Consider the following 22,106-nt stretch of genomic DNA (forward strand, 5'->3'; position numbering starts at 1 on the left):
ACATGGGGCGTTAGCTCAGTTGGTAGAGCAGCGGACTCTTAATCCGTAGGTCCAGAGTTCGAGTCTCTGACGCCCCACCAAAGAAAACAAGCACTTAGGAAACTTGCAGATGTGGCTTTTTTCTTGCCAGTCGTTTCCGTAAGCACATGGTAATCCAAACAGGACTAAAGTTGGCCATCGAACATTAGGTTGGCCAGTTCACGGCACTGTTTGGCGATCGCCAAGACCACAGGAAACCGTCTTGCACCGCGGCGCTTTGTTTCCTGAATGGCTCTACTCATTCTCAAACCCTTGGCTCGCAAATTTCAGCGTCCGGCTGTTCTCGGTGACGGTGCGCACGACATGATCCGGCGCCCCACCCGGGATCTCCGCCTCCACCTCGATGGTTACCGTCACTCGGGTTCCAACGAGACCAAGCAGATGCGAAATCACTTCATCCGCGATGCGGCTGGCGTCGCGGCCAACGCGAGTGGCATCGAGGACGGCCGTGCCGTGGAAGCGCTTCGGTCTGGCGGCGACAGGCTGAACGTCCCTTCCCGGTTCCCCGGCCTGTGGGCCAGAAATCGTTCCGGGACCGCCCCAGGTCGGCGCTTCCGGGGCACGCCTCGACCCCGGGTCCGCGCGCTCGGCATCGAGCTGCCGGACGGCCACCTCGGGTTTTACCACCAGGCCCGGCGCGTGAGCGTCGGTCAGGGTCACCATCTGCCCCGCGCGCAAGCCCTGGTAGCGGCCCGCCGCCTCGTCGAAACTGTCGGCGAAGGCAAAGCTGTCCTGTGTCCAGGTCAGCAGATTCACGCCGTCGCTGATCGCGTGCAGCAGCACGCTCGAATCCCTGAGCCGGGGCAGGTAGAGGTAGCGCGCGAAATCCTCGACCAGTTGCTTCACCGCCACGTGATTGCCGCGCCAGAGCGGCACGCGGTCCAGTTCCATGCGCAGGCGCGTTGAGGCAAAGGTGGTCAGATACAGCTCGTCGCTGCGCAGTTTCCTGCTGACGCGCACGGCCAGCGCGTCCGTCCCGGACAGCCGCAGTGCTTCCCAGGTGATCGGCGCTTGCGGTGTCCCTGCACCGGCACCAGCAGCCATTGATAGGTCTCCGGCAGCCTGGCGGTGACCGTGCCATCGGCGGCGGTCTTCTGCGTCTCGGCCTGGGTGACCTGATAGGGAGTCAGATTGAGTTGCCCTTCTCGGCGAGGATCGACTCCCACGCCAGGTATTTGCGCGCCGCTTCGTCGAGGTCCTGCAGGCGGGTCTTGTCCGCCGCCAGGAAGACCAGCGTATTCCGGTACAGGCGGGGCGCATTGCCGCGAGATTCGAGAATGGCCCGCGCGGCCACTTCGCCGGCGCTGTTGCCTTCCTTGCTGTACGGATGATTGACGCCCAGCACGACCAGGCGCGCGTCCAGATCGTCCGGCACGTCGGCGCCGGTCGCCGGCATCGGATGAATGCGCGCGAAGTCGCCCTTGCGCTCCAGATCCTTGCGCAGGCGTTGTTCGATCTCCTGCGCGACCTTGTCCGGATTGCGCTTGAACTGCTCGGCGCGGTCTTCGGCCACTTTGGTCACCGTCGGCTGCGTCGAATACCAGTAATGCGGCCCGTCCTGGTAGAGGTAGGTCGCCGCGCCGGCCATCCGGCGCAGGGCGTCGCCGAACACCGCCGGCGATTCGCCCGGCATCGCGCAGCCGAGTTTCACGCGCCGATCCTCGATCCCCTTGTGCGCGGCGGCCGTGGTCGGCGCCGAGCCCATGTAGATCGCGCGCGCCACCCGCCGGCACGCCGAGACCCGGCCCAGATTGGGCAAGTCCCGGTCCAGCTTCAGCGGCAGCGAGTTCGGCCCATCGACATCCTTCTCGATCACCGGCACCCAGTTGTCCGAGAGGTAGCGCGTCAGTTCGGACTGCACGCGCGCGTCGTCGATCGCCACGTTGCCGGGCAGGATCAGCGGATTGCGGTCGCCCTTCTCCCATAGGCTGTGGATCACCGCCGCCATCAGCCGCAGCACGCCGCGCGTGCGCTGGAATTTGACCAGCGTCGACCAGTCGGTATACAGCCGGTCGAAGATTTCCGGGTGGATCGGATACGCCGCGCGGATGCGTTTCTCGTAGTCGGATTCGCGGCACTCGGGCGGAAACTCGGCCTGCTGCGTGCGGTAGAAATCGGCGAAGGCGCGCGCCACGACGTCCCGGTCCTTGAACTGCGCCGGGTCGGCAAGCGGCTGGAACAGGCGCCGGCGAACGATCTCGAAGCCCTCTTCGGCGCTGGCCGGCCGCCACGACGATTCGACACGCCCGACGACGTTGCGCAGCCGGTCGAGCGCCTCGCGGCCGCGCGTGCCGCCGACTTCGACATCGTTGGCCTGCGTGTGTGGCGAGCCGGAGGTATCCGACGCCGGCAGGCTGATCACCAGCAGGCAGTTCTTCGCCAGCTTGGCCGATTCGGTCAGCACCTGCGCGAAGGTGAATTGCGTCTCGAAGCCGCCGGCCGGCAGGTCGCTCTGGTCGTGAAGCTGGCGCGCATAGGCCACCCACTCGTCGACCAGGATCACGCACGGGCCGTAGTCGTTGAACAGCTCGCGCAGCACGTCGCCGGGGCTGGTCGCCTTTCGTCGTCGGCCTGCCAGCCGCGCGAACGCCTGTCTTGCCGCCAAGCTGCCAGGCCAGTTCGCCCCACAGCGTGCGCACGACCGTGCCGTCGGGCTTGGTCGACGGGTTGCCCGGAGAAATCTTGTTGCCCACCAGCACCACGCGCCGGGCCGTCGGAATCCTGCTGGCCCCGGCGGCGGACATCACCTCGTCGATGCCGGCCAGCTCGGTCGGCGCGATGCCCGAGAAGAGGTGGTAGAGCGCCAGCATCGAGTGCGTCTTGCCGCCGCCGAAGTTGGTCTGCAACTGCACCACCGGGTCGCCGCCGCCGGTGGTCAGGCGCTGCACCGCGCCGACCAGCATCCCCTTCAGGCTTTCGGTCAGGTAGGTGCGGCGGAAGAACTCCACCGGGTCCCGGTATTCGTCGCTGCCCTCGCCCAGATGCACCTGCCACAGATCGGCGGCGAACTCGGCCTGCTGGTAGCGACCGCTGGCCACGTCGACATGCGGCATGACCACTTCGCGCCAGGGCTTGAGGTTGCCGGTGACGCCGCTTTCGATCGCCGTGCTGGCCGATTTCCGCTTTTCGCTGCGCGCCTGCTCGTCGAAGCGCACGCGCAGCAGTTCCATCTTCATCTTGTCGACGTCGTCCGCCTGCGCGGCCGAAACGGCGGACAGCAGGCGCCCAGCCGAATCGAGCGCGCGGTAGGCGTCGTCGCTGGAGAAGGGTTCCTGATGCGCCCAGGCGTTGCGCACGGTCACCAGCTCATTGACCAGGCTGCGCTCGCTCTTGCCGAGAATCTGGCGAAACACCTCGGCCCATTTGCGATCCATGACCACCAGCGAGGCGGCGACGTCCTGGAGGGATTCGCCCTTGCCGGCGCCAAGGCGGGTGTCGGACAGGATGTCCTTCACTTCGAAAGCCCAGCCGTTGCCATACTTCGCTTTCAGCTCCCGCTCGATGAACGGCAGCAGGCCGGTTTTCAGAAGCTCCAGCGCTTTGCCGACGCGCTCGTGGTTGGTAATGGCCATGGTGGTGTTACTCCGATTCGAGCACGGTTTTCAGTTGTTCCAGCAGCCCCCCGGCAGCGCGAGCTGCACGGTGTCCCACAGGATGTTCTGGTTGATGTCGAAATACGCGTGCACCAGGCGATTGCGCATGCCGACGATCTGCGGCCAGGGTACGCCGGGAAATTCGCAGCGCCCGGCTTCGCTCACCTGAGTTGCGGCCTCGCCGACAATCTCCACTGCGCGAGTCAACGCCAGGCGTAACATCGGGTCGCTCTCCAGGTCCTCGCGTCTGCGTCCCTCGACGAAAGCCAGCGCCTGGCTGGCCGCGTCGATCATGTGGCCGACCCGCCAGCGATCATTCGGCGACATACTGCACCTCGGCCGTGCGAACCACCTCGTCGCGGAAGTAGCGACTCAAGTCCTGCTCGGTACGCAGGTCGACTTTCCGCCCCCCGAGGGCTTGCGACAACTCGATTTCCATCTGCGCCATGTCGAGCAATGTCGGTCGCGCGTCAGGCAGAAACTCGACCAGCAGGTCGACGTCACTATCCGGTCGAGCCGTTCCCTTCAGTTGCGAGCCGAACAGCGACAGGCGGCGAATGTGATGGGCTTCGCAGAACTGCGCCAGCGCTTCTGCGTCGAGGTTCAATAGTCGTTTCATGAAAGGCTCCTTCGCTGCTTCATTCGTGCCCAAACAGGTCAGGCGTACCAGGTATCAACGCGCGGGGTTTTTCGGCGGCCAGGCGGGTGATCTCCGGCCAGCTCTGCACGAGACCGTTGTAGGCCATGGCCTCGACGGCGCGCTTCTTGCGCTCGCACAGGGTGTAGAGGCGGTAACAGAGTTCGCGGGCGGTTTCGGCCTTGCTGCCGAGCTTGGCGACCAGCGCGGCCGCGGCGCTCTCACCGCCGTATTCCAGCGCGCGAATGAGCTGGTGCACGATTTCCCAGTGCGTGAGCCGTTTGTCGGTCAGCGGGTCCCAGTCGGCGGGCAGCTCGGCGGGTTTAAGCAGGCGCACCCTACCGGCCCGGGATACCAGAATGCCGGCTTCGTCGAGGCCGCCGACGCTGGTGTTCTTGGACTTGGAAAGCTGCTCGGCGACACCGTAATCGCCTTCGGCAAAGCCGGTCTGGTCGAACCAGGTGAGCGCCCAGCGGCTGTCGGCGTCGAAGTCGCCTTCCTGTTCGGCCAGGGCTTCGTCGAGGGTCTGGTTGATCAGCGCCAGGGCGGAGCGCACCGGCAGCGGTTTGCCTTCGGCATCGAGGACCTTCGCGTAGCGCGTATAGACCGCCATGCCGGGGCCGATCGCCGCCTGCGCCAAGTCCACCGGGGCGATGTTGCCGGCTTGCAGGTGCGCCAATGCTTGAGGAAGTTCGGCCTTGAGGGCGGTGACGAAATCGCGGCGGGTGGCGGTGGGTGCGGTGGCTGGACGTTGGCGACAGACGAGGACGATGCTTGAAGCGAGAGCGTTGGTGCCCGAGCCGATCATGCGGTTGCTCAGTTCGGTGCGCATCGGCCAGGTGCCGCTGATGGCGAAACCGGCTTCGATGACGGCAGCGAGAAAGGTGTCCCAGCCGGTATTGGTCGTGCCGTCCGCGCCGTCGCTTTCCGCCTGCTTGAAGGCATAGTAGATGGTCACGGGAAAGGCCGGTGCGCCTGTTCGGCGAGCCGGTGCATCGCGTGGGTCATGCCATAAAGGAAGAAGGTCTCAGCCTTTTGCTTGCTGCCGTGGCGGTAGGGCGTTGCCACCAGTTCTTCGGCCTTGGGCACCGCCAGCGTGGCGAAAAGCTCGGGGAACACCGAACGCAGCGAGCGGCGCAGCCAGACGTAGAAGAAATCCGACAGATCGGCGTAGCCGATGTTGTCGTAGTAGGGAGGGTCGGTGGAGACCAGTTTATCGCTGCTTACGGATTGCGCAGCAGCGTCGTCTTGGGTTGCGTAACCAGATGTCGCCGTGAGCGATGCGGCTAGTAGCGCTTTTGCAACAAGATCTATGGCGCCTCGATAGTTACCCGATGCGCCACCAAGTGGATTCGACTCCGCAAAATCCCATGACATGGGCAAAGCCTGTCTACTGAAGGTATTGATGATGCCACTTTGGGTCGGCGTGGGGTCCCAACGGCCAAGCGACGAGCCTCGGTCGGCTACCTTGTTCAGCGCAAACGCCAAATACACCCCCACCGCATCCGCATACGCCGTGGCGCCCGCGCCCACTTCCGCCAAGGCTTTCCCGTTATCGGGCAGGCCGGCGGTGATAGCGTCGCGCTTCACCCGCTCGCGCGCTTCCTGCACCAGGTCGGAAAAGGTCGTCAGTGCGACGAGTTGGCGCGGGGTGAAGAGGTCGCCCCAAGTGCTTAGCCCGTACGGCGTGCAGTTGCCGCCGGTCATCCGCGTCGGAATGTCGCCCTCGGGTTTCCACGTCGGCTGCGCAGTCAGGGCAATGGCTTCCATTTCCGGCGTCGGAGCCAGATAGGTCCGTCCGCGATCACCCTCAGCCACAATGGCCATCAGCCGCGCGCCCATTCGCCCAGCCTTACCTTCGGCTTTGATGTAGTCGCCGGAAATCGGTGCGCCAGACATCAGGCATCCGAAATTCGCCCGTGCGAGCTTGGTGCCGTTCTTCGCTCCTTCCGCATTCCTCGGCTTGCCCACCTTCACCGTGAACCGATAGCCGCAGCCTTCGATCACGGGCTCGACATAGGCTTCCTTGCCGGCCTTGGTCGAGAGCATGAAGGTCGAGGCAAGCGGTACATCGACACTGGCGAAGGCCGGGTTGGGGCTCTTGACCGTGCGCGCCCACAACCACGCGATGACCGTCAGCTTCCGGCCCGCGTATCGTTTCAGGTCCGGCCGCTCCTGCACCATCGCCGCCGTGACCTCGACCTTCGGGTAGAGATGGCCGATGCGCTTCTCGGCCTCGTCACGCATCCACTGGCCGTAATAGCGGACGTCCTCGGCGAGGCCCTGCGCGCCTCGCCAGCTCTTGTCCATCTGCGCTTTCTGGCGCTGCGCATCCGGGTTCACCGGCGGCTTGCCGGCGAACTTCGGCGGTATCTCGATCATCGCCTTGTTGATCAGCACCGCCACCGGATTCAGATCGCTGGCGTAGCTTTCCAGCCCCAGCCGCTGCGCTTCGAGCGGCAGCGCTCCGCCGCCGGCGAAGGGGTCATGAAAAGCCGGCAGCTTGTAGCGGTCGAACAGTTCCTTCGCCCGTGGATGGTCGGCATTCTCCGCGCAGGTATAGCGCCAGCTCTGCCAGATTTCGTCGCGCGCCTGCTGCAGCACGGCCTCGTTGGTGGTGTTCTCCCACTTGACCAGTTCCTCGATGATGCGGAACAGCCGCTGCCGTTCCTTCTCCTGCTTCTTCTCCGTCGGGAAGATGTCGGGATGCGCCGACGGGTCATCGACCATCTGCGCGAAGATCACCGCCCGCGCCGCCGCCAACGGCCGCCGCGCCCACCACAGGTGCAGCGTGCTCGGGTGGCCGTGCCGGATGGATTTTTCGCGCGCACTGGCGATATTGATCGCCTCCAGCGGCAGCGCGACTTCGATGAGCTTTTTCTTGTAGGTCATGGTTTGAGAATCGCTTTCGAAAGCGAGTGATATTGCTTCAGGCGACCATTTTGGTCCGTCTGCAAGTAATCCTCGCGCAGCCAATCCACCAGGCCCGGATCGGGTTGGTCGCCGAGGGTGTCAATGAGGTCCCGCGCGTGTTGCCTGCGTCGCTCGTTGAGACGGGGGCAATTGAGACCGAGGTAGCCGATCAGATAGTTCGCTTTAGCTACATCGGCAGTTGTTGGCGCGATACCCCCAGTCAGGAGATACGAAAAAAGCGATGCTGTGGCAGGATCATGAGGAGCAGAGAAACGCGCCGCATCCCATGCGTGTTTGGGGTTCCTTCTGCGGTCATCCTTGTAGCGTCCGCAATGCTCTACCGTGCCGCCATCGCATGAGATCGCCATGTTGGTGTAGTCGTAAGTTCGAGACTGATTGCACCTACGAGGCTGCATATGTTCGATGTGGCCTTCGTTGTCGGCCACTTCGCTTTCGCAATAACAGCACAGTCCCTGCTGCTCCCTGCGCAAGTCTGCGTCCACGGTGACATGGCAAGGTGTCCCCATGAATGTGCCCCAATCCTGGTTTTTCGGTTGGTCGGCAAGGCAGTCTGGCGCCACGTTGCGTTGAATCCTCCTCATTGCTTGCCCAGCACTTGGATCTGACGAATGCGCAGGTCAGCCCGGCGCAAATCCGGATCGCTGCGGCCCAGTGCGGACTCCAGATCGTTTCTCAAGGCGCGTGCCGCTTGCGTGTCGTGCTGGCGGTTCTCAATCAGGCCGAGGTACCCGTTCAGCTTCTGGACGGTGTCGATATTCCGGGGGCGCGAGTCGGCGCCAAATACTTCGGCGAGAACGCGCGAGTTTTCTGCGCCGTAGGTGCCGACGTCCTCCGGGATCTGCTCGAAACTGTGGTCGGCCCCGAGCAGGTGGATATGCTCACGGCGCACCGTGGTCAGGACGGCCGGGCTATGGGTGGAAATGATGAGTTGCGTGTTCGGGAAGGCCGCACGCAATCCGGGAATGACCGTCTGCTGCCAACGGGGATGAAGATGAAGCTCAACCTCGTCAATGAGCAGAATGCCGGGCGCCTCAAGCGGGTTTCGCCACGCTGGGTTGGCTTGCGCCAGGCGACGGGCGAAATCGAGAACCAGGGCGAGCAGATTTCGGTAACCATCGCTTAGTTGGGCAAGTTCAAGTGTGTGGACGTCGCCATCAACTTCCCGAACATCAACCATCAGTCGGGGCGGACTTCCGTCAAAATAGAGACGTTCCAGTCCTTCGACGGTGTGCATCAGAGCCTGCCGAATCGCGCGCAGATCGGCAAATTCTTGCCTTTCTTCAGCCTGCGCGTTGATCTGGACTCGAAGCTCGGCATTTTCCCGCAGATAAAACCACTGACACATGGCCGTGAAATCCGCAGCCGCATCGAGTGCATCGGCAAACGCCTTGTTTCTGGACAGGTCGAGCTTGAAAATGTCTCCGAGCTCGGGCATGCCCCCCTTCCGTCTGGTGGCGCGGTAGTAGGCCACGACAGGCAAGGGAATAAGCGCCTGAGGACTCCTGCCAATCTCGCGCCAGAGAGCCTGGACGTATTGGTTCAGGCTGGATAGACGTTCGCTGGTGCTGTTGCTGTAACTGAATCGAGCTGGGGGCTGATAGACAATGTATTGCGACCATTCCAACGCGGCCGCTTGACCTGTCGGTGTTTTTCCCGAGAAGTGTTCGATCGGGTAGTAGTCATTGGCGCTGGCTCTGATTTGTACAAATTGCTTTGGTGCACCAGCAGCATCGGTTGTTGGCGGTGCGATATAGATGTCCGTGGGCAGCAGCGAGACGCCCTGTGCTTTTCGTTGCCGCTGACTGCCCGCCCCGTTAGCCGCCACGAGCTCGTAGAGGGCGATGGCAGCAGCATCCAGGATGCTGCTCTTGCCCGATCCATTAGCACCGACAATCACGTTGATGTCAGGTTGGAAATCGACGTTCAACGATTCAAAGCAGCGGAAGTGGGTAATTTCAATTCGGGATAGCTTCATCTCTGTGCCTTATTGACGGCCCCCTGAACGCAACTCGAAGTGCACCGACAAGGTCTGGCGGTGGGCATGGGATTCCTTTGCAGAAGTCTCAACACTGTTGAGAGTATTTCTGGCGCATACCGGTTTATCCCTTCGCGTCCAGCAAATGGGCCAGTCCGACGCGAACGGCCATGGCATCGCTGGCCGCGAGCTTCCCGAGTTCGCCGCGCACCAGGCGATGGTCGAGTGTAAAGAGCTTGAAACGCACCTTGGACGGCGCCGGCAAGCCGGCGGCGGCGAGGTCGGCGAGTGGGCAGTCGAGCGGCCAGGGGGCGTTGGCCTGCGAGATGATCATCGCCATCACCGAATGACCAGCCGGCGTGTTGAAATCCGCGTCATTCGAGAGCACCAGCGCTGGGCGGTTCTTTGTGGCGTTGCGGTCGGTGAAGGGAAACGGTACGCGGACGACCGCGAAGCGTTCAAAGCTCACGATAGGCTTCCTCGTCGGCGCTGCCCGACCACTCGGAGAGCGTGCCTTCGACAGCGCGCAGGTATTCGAGGTCCAGCGGTTGCACGCGGCGAACGGTCGCCGTGCCGTCGGCGCCGACTTCCCAGGCGATCAGGTCGCCGGGGGCGACATGCAGTGCGGCGCGCACGTCCTGCGGAATCGTGGTCTGGCCCTTGGCAGTGATTTTGGCAACGGCAAGCATTTCGTTCTCCAGTAAGGATTGCATTACATTCTTACTTTACAGCGGGCATTCGGCTGAATCAAGCAAGCGGCTAGGCTTAGCGCGGTGTCCCGGCACGCGCCAGCAATCCGGCAAAGTCGTAATCGACGGTCACAGCGTTGAAATCGGGTTCGCGCTGAAATGGCTGGCGCAGGTAATGCACCTTGTGCGTTTCGGCATCGATGAACTCGACAATGGCAAGAATGAAATCCTCAGGCTTGTTGAGCGAGTAGAGAATTTCGTTGCGCGTGACGGTGATCGTCGGCGCGCCGGCAACGCGGCCCTTCACTTCGATGAAGCGCAGCTTGCCGGTGCCGGGAACGCGGCTTTCGATGTCGTAGCCGAGCTTCTCGAATTCCCGGTCGGTGGGTTGGAAGCCGAGCTGGCGCTCGATGTCCATGATGATCGCACGTGCGCGGGCGGCGCTGATTTGCGTATCGACGGGCGCCGTGGGCGTGCTCGCTGTTTGGCCGGTCATGGCCTTGATCAGGCCGATCGGGACGACCAGCATCCCGCCCAGTACCACCGGCGGCAGCGGCGAGAGTAGCACTTCGAGCTTCAAGTCGTCGAGACGTTTTTCGAGCCGCCCTTGAAGAAGGTCTGCGCGCTTGCGTGCCTCGCCTGAGTTGAGTTTGGCATTGGGTCTCCCAGCCTGCTCCTGAAGCTTGAGTTCTTCGGCGCGGTGGTCCCACCAGGTGATTTCCTTGGTGAGGCGATCCTTGACCGCCGCCTCGGTCTTGCCGATCAGTTCGAGCTTGCGCCCGCGGACCTCGGCCAGGTGTTCCGGTACGACCTGGGTGATGGCATGGGCCTGGACCTGCTTCTCAAGGTCGCGCGTGATCCACTGGCATTCGGGGCGGTCGAGGATCGCTTCGCTACCGGGTTCGCCCGCAGCGATTGGCCGATAGTCGAGATAGGGCGCGTAGTGCACATGACGCGTGGTCGTGTCGGCGTCCACTTCGACATAGAGCATGCGTTTCGACACCACCCGACGCTCACCGGCGCGGGTGAGGCCGGCGTCCTGGATGGCATGCTCGAGGTAGAACAGCACCCGCGGCCGCATTCCGGGATCGCGTTCGTCAACCAGCACGCTGCCGCGTTTCAGCAGATCACGATGACGCTCCAGCGTCAGGTCGATCACGGCGTCGAGCAAGGGGTGGCCGGGGCAAACAAACGCGGCCAGCGGCTGGCCCTGCGGTGCGACGAGCGATTTTTCGAAGGCGATCCGCTCATAGCGCGGCAGCACGGGTTCGCCAATGCCGATCAGGCGGTCGCGGTTGCGCACCGTGGCGGGTACGTGGGTGATTTCGTAACGACGGGGCTCGCGCTGTTTGGCGGCGCCACCGAGCCGCTTGAAGGCTGCGTGGAAGAACGACTCGATGTAGTGCGGTTGCAGCCGGCGGGCGGCGGCGCGCTCCATGTCTTCGCGGATGCGCTGCACCCGGCTGGCGTCCATGGCGTCGTGGGCGAGCGCTCGTTCTTCAAGCAGGCTCTGCAGGTGTTCCCGATCCGTCGCGACATCGAGCACCGTCGTGAGGAGGGCCTTGACCTCGGGCTTCTCGCCGTAGCGGATGGCCTTGATCAGCAGCTCGCGCAGCGACATGACCTTGCCGTTGGACTCGAAGGCGAGTTTGCCCAGCACGTCGAACACTTGCCCGCCAAGGGCCTGGCGCGCCTGTTCGAGCTTTTCCAGCAGCCGGCGGTAGACGTCGCCCTCGCGCGTATCGTCCGCCACCAGATTCCACAGGTGGCAAACCTCGGTCTGGCCGATCCGGTGGATACGGCCGAAGCGTTGTTCGATCCGGTTGGGGTTCCAGGGCAGGTCGTAATTGACCATCAGATGCGCGCGCTGCAGGTTTATGCCCTCGCCGGCGGCGTCGGTCGCCAGCAGTACCTGCACCTCGGGGTCGTGCCTGAACGATTCCTGCACCTTGAGGCGCTCTTCACGGCCGATCCCACCATGGATGATGACGACCGCCTCCTGGCGGCCGAGCAGCGTGCTGATGCGTTGTTCGAGATAGTTGAGCGTGTCGCGGTGCTCGGTGAAGATCACCAGCTTCTGGTGCGGCGAAGGGGTGGGGGGTGGGATCGCGCCGGCACCGTAGGGAGCTGGCGGTTCGGCGACGCGGTGGCCGATGGCGGCCGGGGTGAAGATTTCGGAGAGCAGGCTGGCCAGTTGGCACCACTTGGTATCGGTGCCGCTGCGGCAGACCGCCAGCGCCTGGCTTTCCAGCCCTTTCAGGGTTTCGATCTCGATGCGCAGTTCGGCGATCGAGCGGGCAGCGGTGGCCTGGTCGAGAATTTCTTCCTCGGCGGCAGCGACTTCGTTGTCGGGTGCTTCGTCCAGGTCTGCAACGTCTTCGTTATCGAGGGCAGGCAGTGACGCCGGGAGGATGGTCGTGGTTTGGCCGCCACGCTGCAGGACTTCCAGTTCCCGCAGTCGGCTTTCCAGCCGTTCGCGCCGGCGGCGCAGCGATTGGTAGATGGCCTCGGGTGAGGAGGCCAGGCGTCGCTGCAGGATGGTCAGGGCGAAACCGACGGTACCGGCGCGCTTGTCGTTTTCCAGCGCCTCGGCGCGGTTGAATTCCTCGCGCACGTAGTCGGTGACCGCCCGGTAAAGCGCTGCTTCGGCGTCCGACAGTCTGTAGGGCACGGTGTAGGCGATTCGCTCGGGGAACAGCGGCGTGCCGTCGAACTTGAGCAGGCTCTCCTTCACCATCCGGCGCATCAGGTCCGACACGTCGGCGGTGTGCACGCCATCGCGGTAGCGCCCCTCGAAACGGTCGCCGTCGAGCAGCGCCATGAACAACTGGAAATCGGCTTCCTTGCCGTTGTGCGGCGTCGCCGACATCAGCAGGAAGTGGCGTGTGAGCGTCGAGAGCAGTTGGCCAAGGCGATAGCGCTTGGTGTACTTGGTCTCGCCACCGAACACGGTCGCCGACATCTTGTGCGCTTCGTCGCAGACCACCAGATCCCAGCGGCAATCGGGCACCTGCAGTTTCTGCTGCACGTCTTCATTGCGCGAGAGCTTGTCGAGGCGGGCAATGCACAGGTTGGTTTCGAGGAACCAGTTGCCGGTGCGTGCCGCTTCGAGCTTGTCGTTGGTGAGGATCTCGAAGGGCAAATGAAACCGGCGATAGAGTTCGTCCTGCCACTGTTCGGCCAGGCTGCCGGGGCAGACGATCAGGCAGCGCTGCAGGTCGCCACGCGCGACCAGTTCCTTGATCAACAGGCCCGCCATGATTGTCTTGCCGGCGCCGGGGTCGTCCGCCAAGAGGAAGCGCAACGGCTGTCGAGGCAGCATGGTTTCGTAGACGGCGGTGATCTGGTGCGGCAGCGGGTCGACGATCGAGGTATGCACCGCCAGCACCGGGTCGAAGAGATGCGCGAGGCGAATGCGCTGGGCCTCGGAAACCAGGCGGAAGAGCGCGCCGTCGCCGTCAAAGCTCCACGGCCGGCCCTGCTCGACGACTTCCAGTCGTGCCTCGTCGTGGCGGTAGAGCAACTCGTTGGCCACCTTACCGGAGGCGGTCTTGTAGGTCAGCTCCAGCGCCTCGGAGCCATACCATTGGACGCTGACCACGGTCACGAGGGCGTCAGGAACGATGCCGCGGATCGCCGCGTTGGTTTGCAGTTGTTCGAGTTTCATGGCCGATCGGAATTTGTCGTTGTTATTCGCGTCCCGCAGTTGGCTATTGTCCATCAGCACAGTGGGATTCGCACGGAATTTTGAATGGTGCACAGGTTCTGCAACTGAACTTCTTGCGATGCCCAAAAATCTTCGCGCCGCGGAAATCCCTTCGGCATCAGCCGACGAGCGCGAGTGTCTAAACTTCAGGATCTTGTAGAGATATCTGCGAATTTCAGCTGCAATTCGCGGGCAGGCGCAGGCGGTCGAGTCGCAGGCGCTGGCGTTCATCGAAGAGGCGCCGGGCGGCCAGGCTCACCGCCACCATGGTGCCGAAGCCGGTGCCGCCGGCGATCAGGAACATCACCAGAATCTGGTACTTGACGGCTTCCACTGGCGGCGTGCCGGCCAGGATCTGGCCAGTCATCATCCCCGGCAGGCTGACGATGCCGGCGGCGGACATGGCGTTGATGATCGGGATCATGCCGACTCGCATCGCTTCGCGGCGGCTGTCGGAAATCGCCCGCTGCCAGTCCTGACCCAGCGCCAGCCTGGCCTCGATGATCGGGCGCCTTTGCGCGGCGTCCTGGGTCAGCCGGTCGAGTCCCAGCGAGATGCCGTTCATGGTATTGCCGAGCACCATGCCGAGCAGCGGGATCGCGTATTGCGGCGCATACCAGGGGTCGGTGCCGATCACCAGGAGCAGCGCCAGCAGCGTCACCGTGAATGACGAGACGAACATCGACAGGGTGCCGACGCCGAATCCCCAGCCGCCGACAAAGCGGCGTTTTTGCCGGACCATCACCTCGCGCCCGGCAACCACCAGCATTACCGTCGCCAGCAAGGCCACCCAGATCGCTTGCGTACTCTCGAAAAGCACCTTGAGCACCAGGCCGATCAGAAACAACTGCACGGTGCTGCGCACAGCCGAGATCAGCAGTTGACGTTCGACGCCGATCTGCATGCGCAGCGACAGACCGGCGAGGGCCAGGATCAGGAGCGCAGCGATCGTGAGATCGAATGGCGAAAGTGCGATCACGTTCATCGCCGTTCCCTCTCGTGCAGCCTGCCCTTGTCGAGGAGGTAGCTGCGTTGCGCGACGCGCTCGATCTGGCCGGCGTCGTGGCTGACCCAGAGCAGAGCCGCCTGCCGCTGCTGGCGATAATCGTCGAGCAAGGCTTCGACGCGGCGGGTACTGTCCTGGTCGAGATTACCGGTCGGTTCGTCGAGCAGCAATGCGGCCGGCGCCTGCATCAGCGTTCGCAACAAGGCCAGCCGCTGCCTTTCACCGGTCGAACAGCGGGCGACTTCCCAGTCCATCGCGGCAGCGGGCAGGCCGAGCCGTTCCATCCACGCCGCATCGACAGCGTGCTCGAAGTGGTCACGAACCCGATCCGACCACCACTGACTCTCGGCCACCAGCAAGGCCACCGAACGCCGCCACGCGGGTGCCGGCAAGCTCGCACAACTGGCGTCATCGAGCTGCACCTCGCCACGATGCGGGTCGAGGTCGGCGATGGCGCGCAACAACAGCGTCTTGCCACTGCCGGAAGCGCCCTCGATACAGACGCACTCGCCGGCGCCGATCGCGAGTTCGATCGGACCGACATGGCGAGTGACGAGTTGTTGAATGCGCAAGCAGGGCATACCTGGTCCAAAATCTGAAGCGTGATTGCAGCGACGACCGCTCTTCGACAGGCTGGGAGTCGCAGCCAGGCCGACCGACCGCGATCCAATCCGTCTGCGCCAGGGATCATTGTATGGGTTTCGAGTGTGGACGCATCGAGAGATCGAGAGCAAGCCCCTTGAGTCGCCCGTTGCCCTGTGGTATATATCAGATATATGCAATGATACAGGAGGCCACATGCCAACAGCCAAGCTGTTTCTCAACGGCCGCAGCCAGGCCGTGCGCCTACCCAAAGCGTTTCGCTTCGACGGTGTCAGCGAAGTGTTCATTGAGCGTGACGGAGAACGGATCATTCTCAGCCCCGGCAAGCGCCCATCGATCGAAAGACTGATCGCTGCGCTCGACGAATTCGAGTCCTTTCCCGAGCGCGAGCAGCCAAGCGTGGCCGAAGCTCGCGATACGTGGTAAGCCGCCATGCGCTACATGCTCGATACCAATATCTGCATCTACGCGATCAAGAACCGACCGGCATCGGTGCTGGCGGCGCTACGCGCCAAGCAGTCAGGCGGCATCGGCATCTCCAGCATCAGCGTGGCAGAACTGTACTTCGGGGCGGAAAAGAGCGGCTCGCCGAGGAACTTGCAGGCCCTGCAGCACTTTCTCGAACCCCTCGAAATTGCCGACTTCGATCTGGCCGCCGCTCAGGCCTATGGTAAGTTGCGCCATACCCTGGAAGGTACCGGAATACCGATCGGCCCCCTAGATACCCAGATCGCCGCCCATGCACTTGTTCTCGGTGTGTGCCTGGTGACCAACAACACCCGCGAATTCGAACGCGTCCCCGGCCTACAACTGGAAAAATGGGCTGAATAGTTTGTAGGGTTGAACGTCGGCATGCGGTTCTGCCGTACCCATCGCTTACGATCGCTAAAGCCAGTAAGCCTGGATCGATACCGGTCAGCGCCTTTCCGCCGCTTGCCGTGACGCCGGAGGGAGTCGACGCCGCCGGGCATGCAGGATCCGACCAGTCCATCGACGCGGTCACAGGGCGCTTGCCGCGCCCTGCGACCGCAGTCGCTGCAGACTACAGGATCGCTGTGCGCGCTGCCGTCGGAGCGGCCGATCCACTGGGTTCGTAAACCACGTGCGGACGGCCGACGAGCAGTGGATCGATCGGTCCGATGGCGTTGACGTCCTTGCCGGTGTAGTTCATCTTGTGCAGGACGTAACGCATGGCGTTCAGACGCGCACGCTTCTTGCAGTCGGACTTGATCACTGTCCACGGCGTTTCGGCGGTGTCGGTGTGGAAGAACATCGCCTCCTTGGCCTTGGTGTAGTCGTCCCACTTGTCGAGCGAGGCCAGGTCGATCGGCGACAGCTTCCACTGCTTGAGCGGGTGTACCTCGCGTTCCTTGAAGCGGCGGCGCTGTTCCTTGCGGCTGACCGAGAACCAGAACTTGATCAGGTGGATGCCGCTGCGCACCAGCGTACGTTCGACTTCCGGCGTCTGGCGCATGAACTCCTGATACTCCACATCGGTGCAGAAGCCCATCACGCGCTCGACACCGGCACGGTTGTACCAGGAGCGGTCGCAGAAAATGATTTCGCCGGCCGTCGGCAGGTGCTTCACGTAGCGCTGGAAGTACCACTGGCCACGTTCCAGTTCGCTCGGTTTCTCCAGCGCGACCACGCGACCACCGCGTGGGTTGAGGTTCTCGGTAAAGCGCTTGATCGCGCCACCCTTGCCGGCAGCATCGCGACCTTCAAAAATGATGACCACCCGTTGTCCGGTTTCCTTGATCCAGTTCTGCATCTTCAGCAGTTCCACCTGCAGACGATACTTCTGCTTCTCGTACGCCTTGCGCGACATCAGGTTGCGGTAGGGATAGGAATTGGTGTCGCGCCAGCTCGTCGCCAGTTCGTCGTCGGGGCTGGTTTCGACCTTGGCCGCCGGCGGTTCCTCCTTGCTGAGCAGGGCCTTGCGCAGCGCTTGCGCATCATCGGGCGATGCACCGGTCATGATCGCTTCCAGCGTCTTGGCGAGCGAAGCCGTATCACCTACGGAAACATGCGCAATGATGTCATTCAGCGCAACCTTCTTCTGCTCTATGGCCGCTGAGGCAGCCTCGGCAACGTCAAAGGCTTCCATGCCAGCGGGTGTACGCGCCGGCGCAATATCGCCGGCCGACGCCTTGCGTGGTGCGGCGCGCGTCGACGCAGCAGCACGTGTTCTGGGGGCTCGTGTTGCCGACTTGGCGGCCGCAGCCTCGGTATTTCCGGCGGCTCCGGCCGGGTTCTCGGCGCCTGCTGCGGGCGGCGGAGTTCTCTTGTCCATCTGTCTCTCTCCAAGGGGTATGTTCTGTCGCAAAATAATGAGGCCAGGCCGCTGATCGGCTGGACTTGTGATGATAGCGCCGATATGTCCGGCACTTCAATCACTTGAATGCCATTGACCGCAACTTTTCTGCACTATTGGTCTTTTCCGTCGCTTCCCCTGCAAAAGTTCTCCTGGCAATCGCTCTGTGAGATTATCGACGTCGATGTCAGCCTGCGAAGGCGGATGCAGGACCATCGATGCGGTAGAATCTGCCATACTCCTTAGGATGGCTTGCCGCGAAAGGCTGCTGATGCATAAATATAAGGTTTTACCTGCGGTGCTGCTGCTGATGTGCAATACGGTGATGGCGAAGCCCCTGCCGGATGATCCCCTCGAGCGCCGCTGCTGGTTGCAACATACTTCCGAGCGAACTGCGTTGAATCTGTTTGCCGAGTCCACGCCAGTGACCTTCTCGAACCTGGAAGACGGATTTCAGGTTCGCACGCCATTCTGGGTGGAATTCGGCATCCGCGGTATGGGAGTGATACCCGCCGGCCACAAAAGGGACAAAAGCGGTCATCACCACTTGTTGATTGATACACCTTTGCCCTCGTCGATCACCGACCCCATACCCTTCTCCGACAAATATCGGCATTTCGGCAAGGGACAGACCGCCACCATTCTCGATCTTCCTCCCGGACCGCACACCCTGCGCCTGCTATTTGCCGATTACGATCACCGACCGTACTACGTCTTCAGCCGGAAAATCACCGTCAACGTCATCGCCAACCGCAAGGAATCCGCACCGCCCAGGATCAATTCGGAACGGTTCAACGAAACCTGCCAGAAATGGTATCAGGATGAAGTTTCGACACCACCGAGCGAGTCCAGGCTGGTTTATGTCAAGAATATTCGCGATGGCGAAAGCGTCGATAGTCCGTTTCTGGTCAAGCTTGGCGTCATCGGCCCGGGCGTGGCGCCGGAAAAAACCTCGATCCCGGACACCGGGTATTTTGTGTTGAATATCCGGAAAAATCGGTCTTCCGTGACGCGCGTGCGCTTGAGCGATGGCCAGACTGAAACGATCCTGGATCTGACTCCTGGCGAATATGACCTGGAGGTTTCGTTCCTGGCTGGCGATGGGCAGGTGTTATTGAAAAACCAGCTCACGTTGACCGTGGTAACGCAAGTTCAGTCGCCACGCAAGTGACTTCGATTGCCTTGACGCTCTTTCAGGAGAATCCAGGGCAAGCGCATTACGGTGTATTGACGTCTATGGATCCGGTCAAACAACAGTTCGGATTGGTATTGTTGGAACGAATCTCGAAGTAGTAGTCGGAATCTTCGTCCAGCCCCGACCAGACCGCTGCATCTGGCGTGCCCACGTTGAGGGTCTTCGTACCCTCATTGGCATCCCACCATACGCTGCGATGACGGAATAAGGTCATAAAGAACTGGCTGCCCGACCCGCAACTTGCCGGTCTGTCCCATTGAATATTGGTGCTGATCGAAATCTGTGTTTCGCCCGTGTTCAAGTGCATGAAGCCACTGGGTGGGCTCCTGAGGAAGGGGTCAGAACTGCCGCAAAGGAAATTGATGCTGGCGGTGCGAATCAGCCGACGCATGATCATCGGACCCGACGAACCTGCCGTCCGCGCTGCGCCTGCCTTACCAGCAGCACCCTGCTGGATGGTATGCGCCAACTCATGCGCCAACAGATTCTGTCCGTCGGACGAAGCGGCCTGGAAATATGGATCGCCGATGACGATATGCCGTCCCAGCGTAAATGCCTCGGCTTGCAGGGGAGCAGCCAGCGCCTGCGCCTGTGGCCCGGTATGAATCCGCACCTGCGAAAGATCGGCGCCCAGGCCCGGTTCAAAACGAGCACGCAGTTCAGGACTGAGGGGCTTGCCGTTCAAGCCGATCTCGGAGTCACCGGCCCGGATTCGTGGATCCTCCTTTGCCACCGAATCTGCTTTGTCGGTCGCCGAGGCAGAGGCAGGCAAGCCCGTCGCGACCTTTGCCGCCATCCGGTCGGCTTCCTGCTCATGGAAGCCCCCAGGCTCGCTGATGTTGATCTGGGCCAGATTCGTCGCGCAGCGCGGACAACTGCCGCCGCAGGCGCATCTCGACGTCGCTGGCGACAAGGGTATGGCCGACGCTGGCGGAGTGGTCCTTCCGCGCTGTGCCTGCGCCAACCTGGAGATGCTGGTTCTTTCAATCAATCGCATGTTCTGCTCCCATCGGGGCTAACGGTCATGACTTTCATGATCGGGGGTGCCAAGAAAAGTAATGACCGTTTCCCTCTCCCCCGACCCCTCCCCCGCAAGTGGGGAGGGGAGATTCGTGGGTCGCTGGCGCGACTTTTACATTACACCGCTCGATGGCCGTCTATGTTCGGACGACCCGGCAATCCGTTCGGGAAAACTCGCGCGCAGCCCGCAGTAGTCCCTGCGCTCGCTCGCTCATGGCCTTCTTCTGAATGGCTTGCCGAGCGATGGATTCATCGGCATGACCGGGGTCGAAAGCGCTGACCAGAAACTGCACCTCTGCGAAGTAAGCCGGAGTCATCGAGTCGAGCAGATCCTCTTCGGCGACCAGCGTCATCGGTCGTGTCTGACTCGGAACCAGACGTTTGACCGACAAGATGTCTTCCAGCCGGTAAACATACCAGAGAGAATCGGCATGGCGGCGAATGATATAGTCCCCGATCCTGCATTCGATGCATCCTTCCGGAAAAGCCAGGTCCATGGAGGTCACGGCAGGCAGCTCATCGCTCAGGAACATCCTGCGCAACTGATGATTTCGCTCATGTTGCTGCGAACCTTGTAGAGCGGGCGTCCTGCGGCCGTGGTGCCCGGGTTGTCGTCGGCATCGAGGGCGCGGTCTCTGGACGCAGGCCGAAAGCTAGGGCCAGTGCCGGGGCCGTGGATTGGACGCGGTCCGTTCTTGCTGAGGACATCGCTGGGGTCGTTACCCATGGCATCCATCCGGCCACCGACGATATGAAAATCTCGCCAGGTCGGATTGATGATGGTACCCAGATCGTCCTCGGTGCGGATGTCGTACTGCCATAGCCAGAATTTCACTTGACCGGCCTTGCAATTGCCCACCGGGCAAACCGGGTTGATGAAATTCGCCGCCATTTCGGTATATACGGCGGACGGTGGCGAAGTAAATCGATAGGTGCGTAGCGCCAGGCCGGAACAATTGTAGGTACGCCGGTCAATGGACGCATTGTATCCGGGGTAGCTGCTGCAAGGGGTGCCCGGAGATCGCATGATCTGTCTCGACAAGCGACCGTCGGATTGCTGCACCACATGGGTGAGTTCATGAGCGAGCAGGTGCTGCCCTGCGTGCGAAGATGGCTGGTACTGGGACTGGGCAAAAAAGATGTCGCTGCCGACGGTGAAAGCACGTGCATGGACTTGCTGCGCGAGGCTGCCCGCCTGCTCGTCGCGGTGCAAGCGAACCGCGGAAAAATCCCGGCCAAAGCGACTTTCCATGAACGCGCGCGTCGCTGTCGGCAGGCGCTCGCCACCGCTGTGGACAGCCTGCTGGAGGGTTCGCTCATATTGAGGCGTCACGGCATCGGCTTCTGCGGTGGCGCTGCGTTGCAGGTTCTCGGGTTCGGCAACTTCGGGCTGTTCGGAATCGGACGTGCCTTCGGCTGGGAGAACGCTGTCCAATACTTCGTCCGGTTCAAGCACCTTGCGGGAGAGCTTCAAGTGCATGCCTGGGGAAATTGCGTGCACCGGATCATCCTGGCGGCCGCTCATCACCGAATCCGCAACACGATCTGCTTCCCGTTCATAGTGATCGTCCGGAGCACCTATTTTTAGGCTGGACTTGGCCTGACAGCGCGGACAAGATCCCCCGCAGGCACAGGTCGACGCGCTCTGGCGCATGACCATGGCTGCTCGCGGTAGCGTCGCTACCGGTCCTGTCGGGGAAAACCACGCGGCGCCTGGGGAGGACGGCTTCTTGTGCATTGACGTCAACATGGCTGGCTACCTCAATGTGTATCACCTTTGAACAGGACGCAGCCGCAGCTTCTCCAGTTCGCTCGGCTGCAACCGCGTTTCACTGACCTTCACCTCGCCGCTCGCCAGCGTGAACGCTTGCGCCGCGGCCGGCACGAGCTTGCCGCTGGCGCTGCCGACCTGCAAGGTCAGCTTGCGCCCGGCACCGATGGCGTCGACCTGCGCCGGCTGCAGAATGAACGCGTAGTAGCCGGAGTCGTCGGTCTCCACCGACGCTACGCCCACCACCGGGGCGCCTTTCTCGTCGACCAGCGTCACCGTCACATGCGCAGTCGCCCTCGCCGACTCGTCGGTGATGCGGCCCTGCAGCAGGGTCTCGCTCTTGGTGAGCGGCGGCACGCGGATGTTGGCGATCTCGGTCTCGATCTCGAGTGCAGCGGCACGGCGCAGGATCGCGTCGCTGCTGTTCAGGTAGTGCGCCACACGCGGATCGTCGCCCGCCAGTTCGCTGAGGCGGCGCGCCTCGGCGACGGCGAGCAGGCGGGCAGCGAGTTGCACGTCGCGGACCATGCTCAACAGTTCGCTGCGCTGTTCCTGCAGCGTCTCGAAGAGGCCTGCGAGGTCGCTTTTGTAACTGTTCTGTCCGGTGTTCAATATCAGGGCCAT

Annotated in this window: 18 protein-coding genes, 1 tRNA gene and 2 pseudogenes; 5 read left to right on the top strand and 16 right to left on the bottom strand. The window is 62.5% G+C overall.

From position 1 onward, the window contains the following. The first annotated feature begins 4 nt into the window (after positions 1-4). Positions 5-80, top strand: a tRNA-Lys gene (locus V5B59_RS17985). Between the two features lie 193 nt (positions 81-273). On the opposite strand, the pseudogene V5B59_RS17990 reads toward V5B59_RS17985, so the two are convergent. The 11 genes and pseudogenes from V5B59_RS17990 to V5B59_RS18040 form a co-directional block, all read right to left on the bottom strand. Beyond that, positions 274-3,611: pseudogene (locus V5B59_RS17990) on the bottom strand (Swt1 family HEPN domain-containing protein). 30 nt (positions 3,612-3,641) lie between these two features. Then, the gene (locus tag V5B59_RS17995; RefSeq protein ID WP_332352147.1) at positions 3,642-3,959 is read right to left on the bottom strand and encodes a HepT-like ribonuclease domain-containing protein; all 318 of its coding nucleotides are present in this window, start codon (positions 3,957-3,959) and stop codon (positions 3,642-3,644) included. Beyond that, positions 3,946-4,251, bottom strand: coding sequence for a nucleotidyltransferase family protein (locus V5B59_RS18000; RefSeq protein WP_169069335.1), 306 nt, complete (start codon positions 4,249-4,251; stop codon positions 3,946-3,948). Before V5B59_RS18000 ends, V5B59_RS17995 begins: the two co-directional genes overlap by 14 nt. A gap of 19 nt (positions 4,252-4,270) precedes the next feature. After that, positions 4,271-7,161: pseudogene (locus V5B59_RS18005) on the bottom strand (DUF1156 domain-containing protein). Then, the gene (locus tag V5B59_RS18010) at positions 7,158-7,763 is read right to left on the bottom strand and encodes a retron system putative HNH endonuclease (protein WP_169069336.1); all 606 of its coding nucleotides are present in this window, start codon (positions 7,761-7,763) and stop codon (positions 7,158-7,160) included. The pseudogene V5B59_RS18005 and the gene V5B59_RS18010 overlap by 4 nt, the downstream one beginning before the upstream one ends. 17 nt (positions 7,764-7,780) lie before the next feature. Further along, positions 7,781-9,178: an AAA family ATPase gene (locus V5B59_RS18015; protein WP_169069337.1), complete on the bottom strand. Its 1,398-nt coding sequence runs from the start codon at positions 9,176-9,178 to the stop codon at positions 7,781-7,783. A 124-nt stretch (positions 9,179-9,302) separates the two neighbouring features. Next, positions 9,303-9,647 carry a type II toxin-antitoxin system PemK/MazF family toxin gene (locus V5B59_RS18020; protein WP_169069338.1) on the bottom strand — a complete coding sequence of 115 codons (345 nt, stop codon included), beginning with the start codon at positions 9,645-9,647 and terminating at the stop codon, positions 9,303-9,305. After that, the gene (locus V5B59_RS18025) at positions 9,637-9,867 is read right to left on the bottom strand and encodes an AbrB/MazE/SpoVT family DNA-binding domain-containing protein (protein WP_169069339.1); all 231 of its coding nucleotides are present in this window, start codon (positions 9,865-9,867) and stop codon (positions 9,637-9,639) included. The genes V5B59_RS18020 and V5B59_RS18025 overlap by 11 nt, the downstream gene beginning before the upstream one ends. Before the next feature lie 76 nt (positions 9,868-9,943). After that, entirely contained in the window at positions 9,944-13,534 is a 3,591-nt protein-coding gene (locus V5B59_RS18030; protein ID WP_332352148.1) for a helicase-related protein, read from the bottom strand. A 214-nt stretch (positions 13,535-13,748) separates the two neighbouring features. Beyond that, the gene (locus V5B59_RS18035; protein WP_034909876.1) at positions 13,749-14,558 is read right to left on the bottom strand and encodes an ABC transporter permease; all 810 of its coding nucleotides are present in this window, start codon (positions 14,556-14,558) and stop codon (positions 13,749-13,751) included. Next, on the bottom strand, positions 14,555-15,160 hold the full coding sequence (locus V5B59_RS18040; protein WP_169069340.1) for an ABC transporter ATP-binding protein: 606 nt from the start codon (positions 15,158-15,160) through the stop codon (positions 14,555-14,557). The genes V5B59_RS18035 and V5B59_RS18040 overlap by 4 nt, the downstream gene beginning before the upstream one ends. 217 nt (positions 15,161-15,377) lie before the next feature. Between V5B59_RS18040 and V5B59_RS18045 the strand changes: the two genes are divergently transcribed. Together V5B59_RS18045 and vapC are read left to right on the top strand one after the other, a co-directional pair. Continuing rightward, on the top strand, positions 15,378-15,608 hold the full coding sequence (locus V5B59_RS18045) for an antitoxin (RefSeq protein WP_034909879.1): 231 nt from the start codon (positions 15,378-15,380) through the stop codon (positions 15,606-15,608). Positions 15,609-15,614: 6 nt separating this feature from the next. Then, positions 15,615-16,013, top strand: a complete 399-nt coding sequence (vapC, locus tag V5B59_RS18050) for a type II toxin-antitoxin system tRNA(fMet)-specific endonuclease VapC (protein WP_034909881.1) — start codon at positions 15,615-15,617, stop codon at positions 16,011-16,013. A 211-nt stretch (positions 16,014-16,224) separates the two neighbouring features. Here the strand turns inward: vapC and ppk2 are convergent, their stop codons facing one another. Further along, complete coding sequence (gene ppk2 / locus V5B59_RS18055; RefSeq protein WP_169069341.1) at positions 16,225-17,475, bottom strand: polyphosphate kinase 2; 1,251 nt, start codon at positions 17,473-17,475, stop codon at positions 16,225-16,227. A gap of 268 nt (positions 17,476-17,743) precedes the next feature. Here ppk2 and V5B59_RS18060 point away from each other — a divergent pair, with 268 nt between their 5' ends. Further along, positions 17,744-18,667: a DUF4399 domain-containing protein gene (locus V5B59_RS18060; protein WP_169069342.1), complete on the top strand. Its 924-nt coding sequence runs from the start codon at positions 17,744-17,746 to the stop codon at positions 18,665-18,667. A gap of 46 nt (positions 18,668-18,713) precedes the next feature. Here V5B59_RS18060 and V5B59_RS18065 read toward each other — a convergent pair whose 3' ends face one another. After that, complete coding sequence (locus V5B59_RS18065; protein WP_169069343.1) at positions 18,714-19,487, bottom strand: eCIS core domain-containing protein; 774 nt, start codon at positions 19,485-19,487, stop codon at positions 18,714-18,716. Between the two features lie 40 nt (positions 19,488-19,527). On the opposite strand from V5B59_RS18065, the gene V5B59_RS18070 reads away from it, so the two are divergent. Further along, positions 19,528-19,710, top strand: coding sequence for a hypothetical protein (locus tag V5B59_RS18070; RefSeq protein WP_034911169.1), 183 nt, complete (start codon positions 19,528-19,530; stop codon positions 19,708-19,710). A 138-nt stretch (positions 19,711-19,848) separates the two neighbouring features. Here the strand turns inward: V5B59_RS18070 and V5B59_RS18075 are convergent, their stop codons facing one another. From V5B59_RS18075 to V5B59_RS18085, 3 genes are all read right to left on the bottom strand, one after another. Next, positions 19,849-20,217 (bottom strand): hypothetical protein, encoded by a 369-nt coding sequence (locus tag V5B59_RS18075; protein ID WP_169069344.1) that lies wholly within the window; start codon positions 20,215-20,217, stop codon positions 19,849-19,851. Between the two features lie 17 nt (positions 20,218-20,234). Beyond that, positions 20,235-21,236, bottom strand: a complete 1,002-nt coding sequence (locus V5B59_RS18080; protein ID WP_169069345.1) for an eCIS core domain-containing protein — start codon at positions 21,234-21,236, stop codon at positions 20,235-20,237. A gap of 246 nt (positions 21,237-21,482) precedes the next feature. After that, entirely contained in the window at positions 21,483-22,106 is a 624-nt protein-coding gene (locus V5B59_RS18085; protein ID WP_034909786.1) for a carboxypeptidase-like regulatory domain-containing protein, read from the bottom strand.

This window comes from Candidatus Accumulibacter contiguus (assembly GCF_036625285.1).
Lineage (GTDB): Bacteria > Pseudomonadota > Gammaproteobacteria > Burkholderiales > Rhodocyclaceae > Accumulibacter > Accumulibacter contiguus.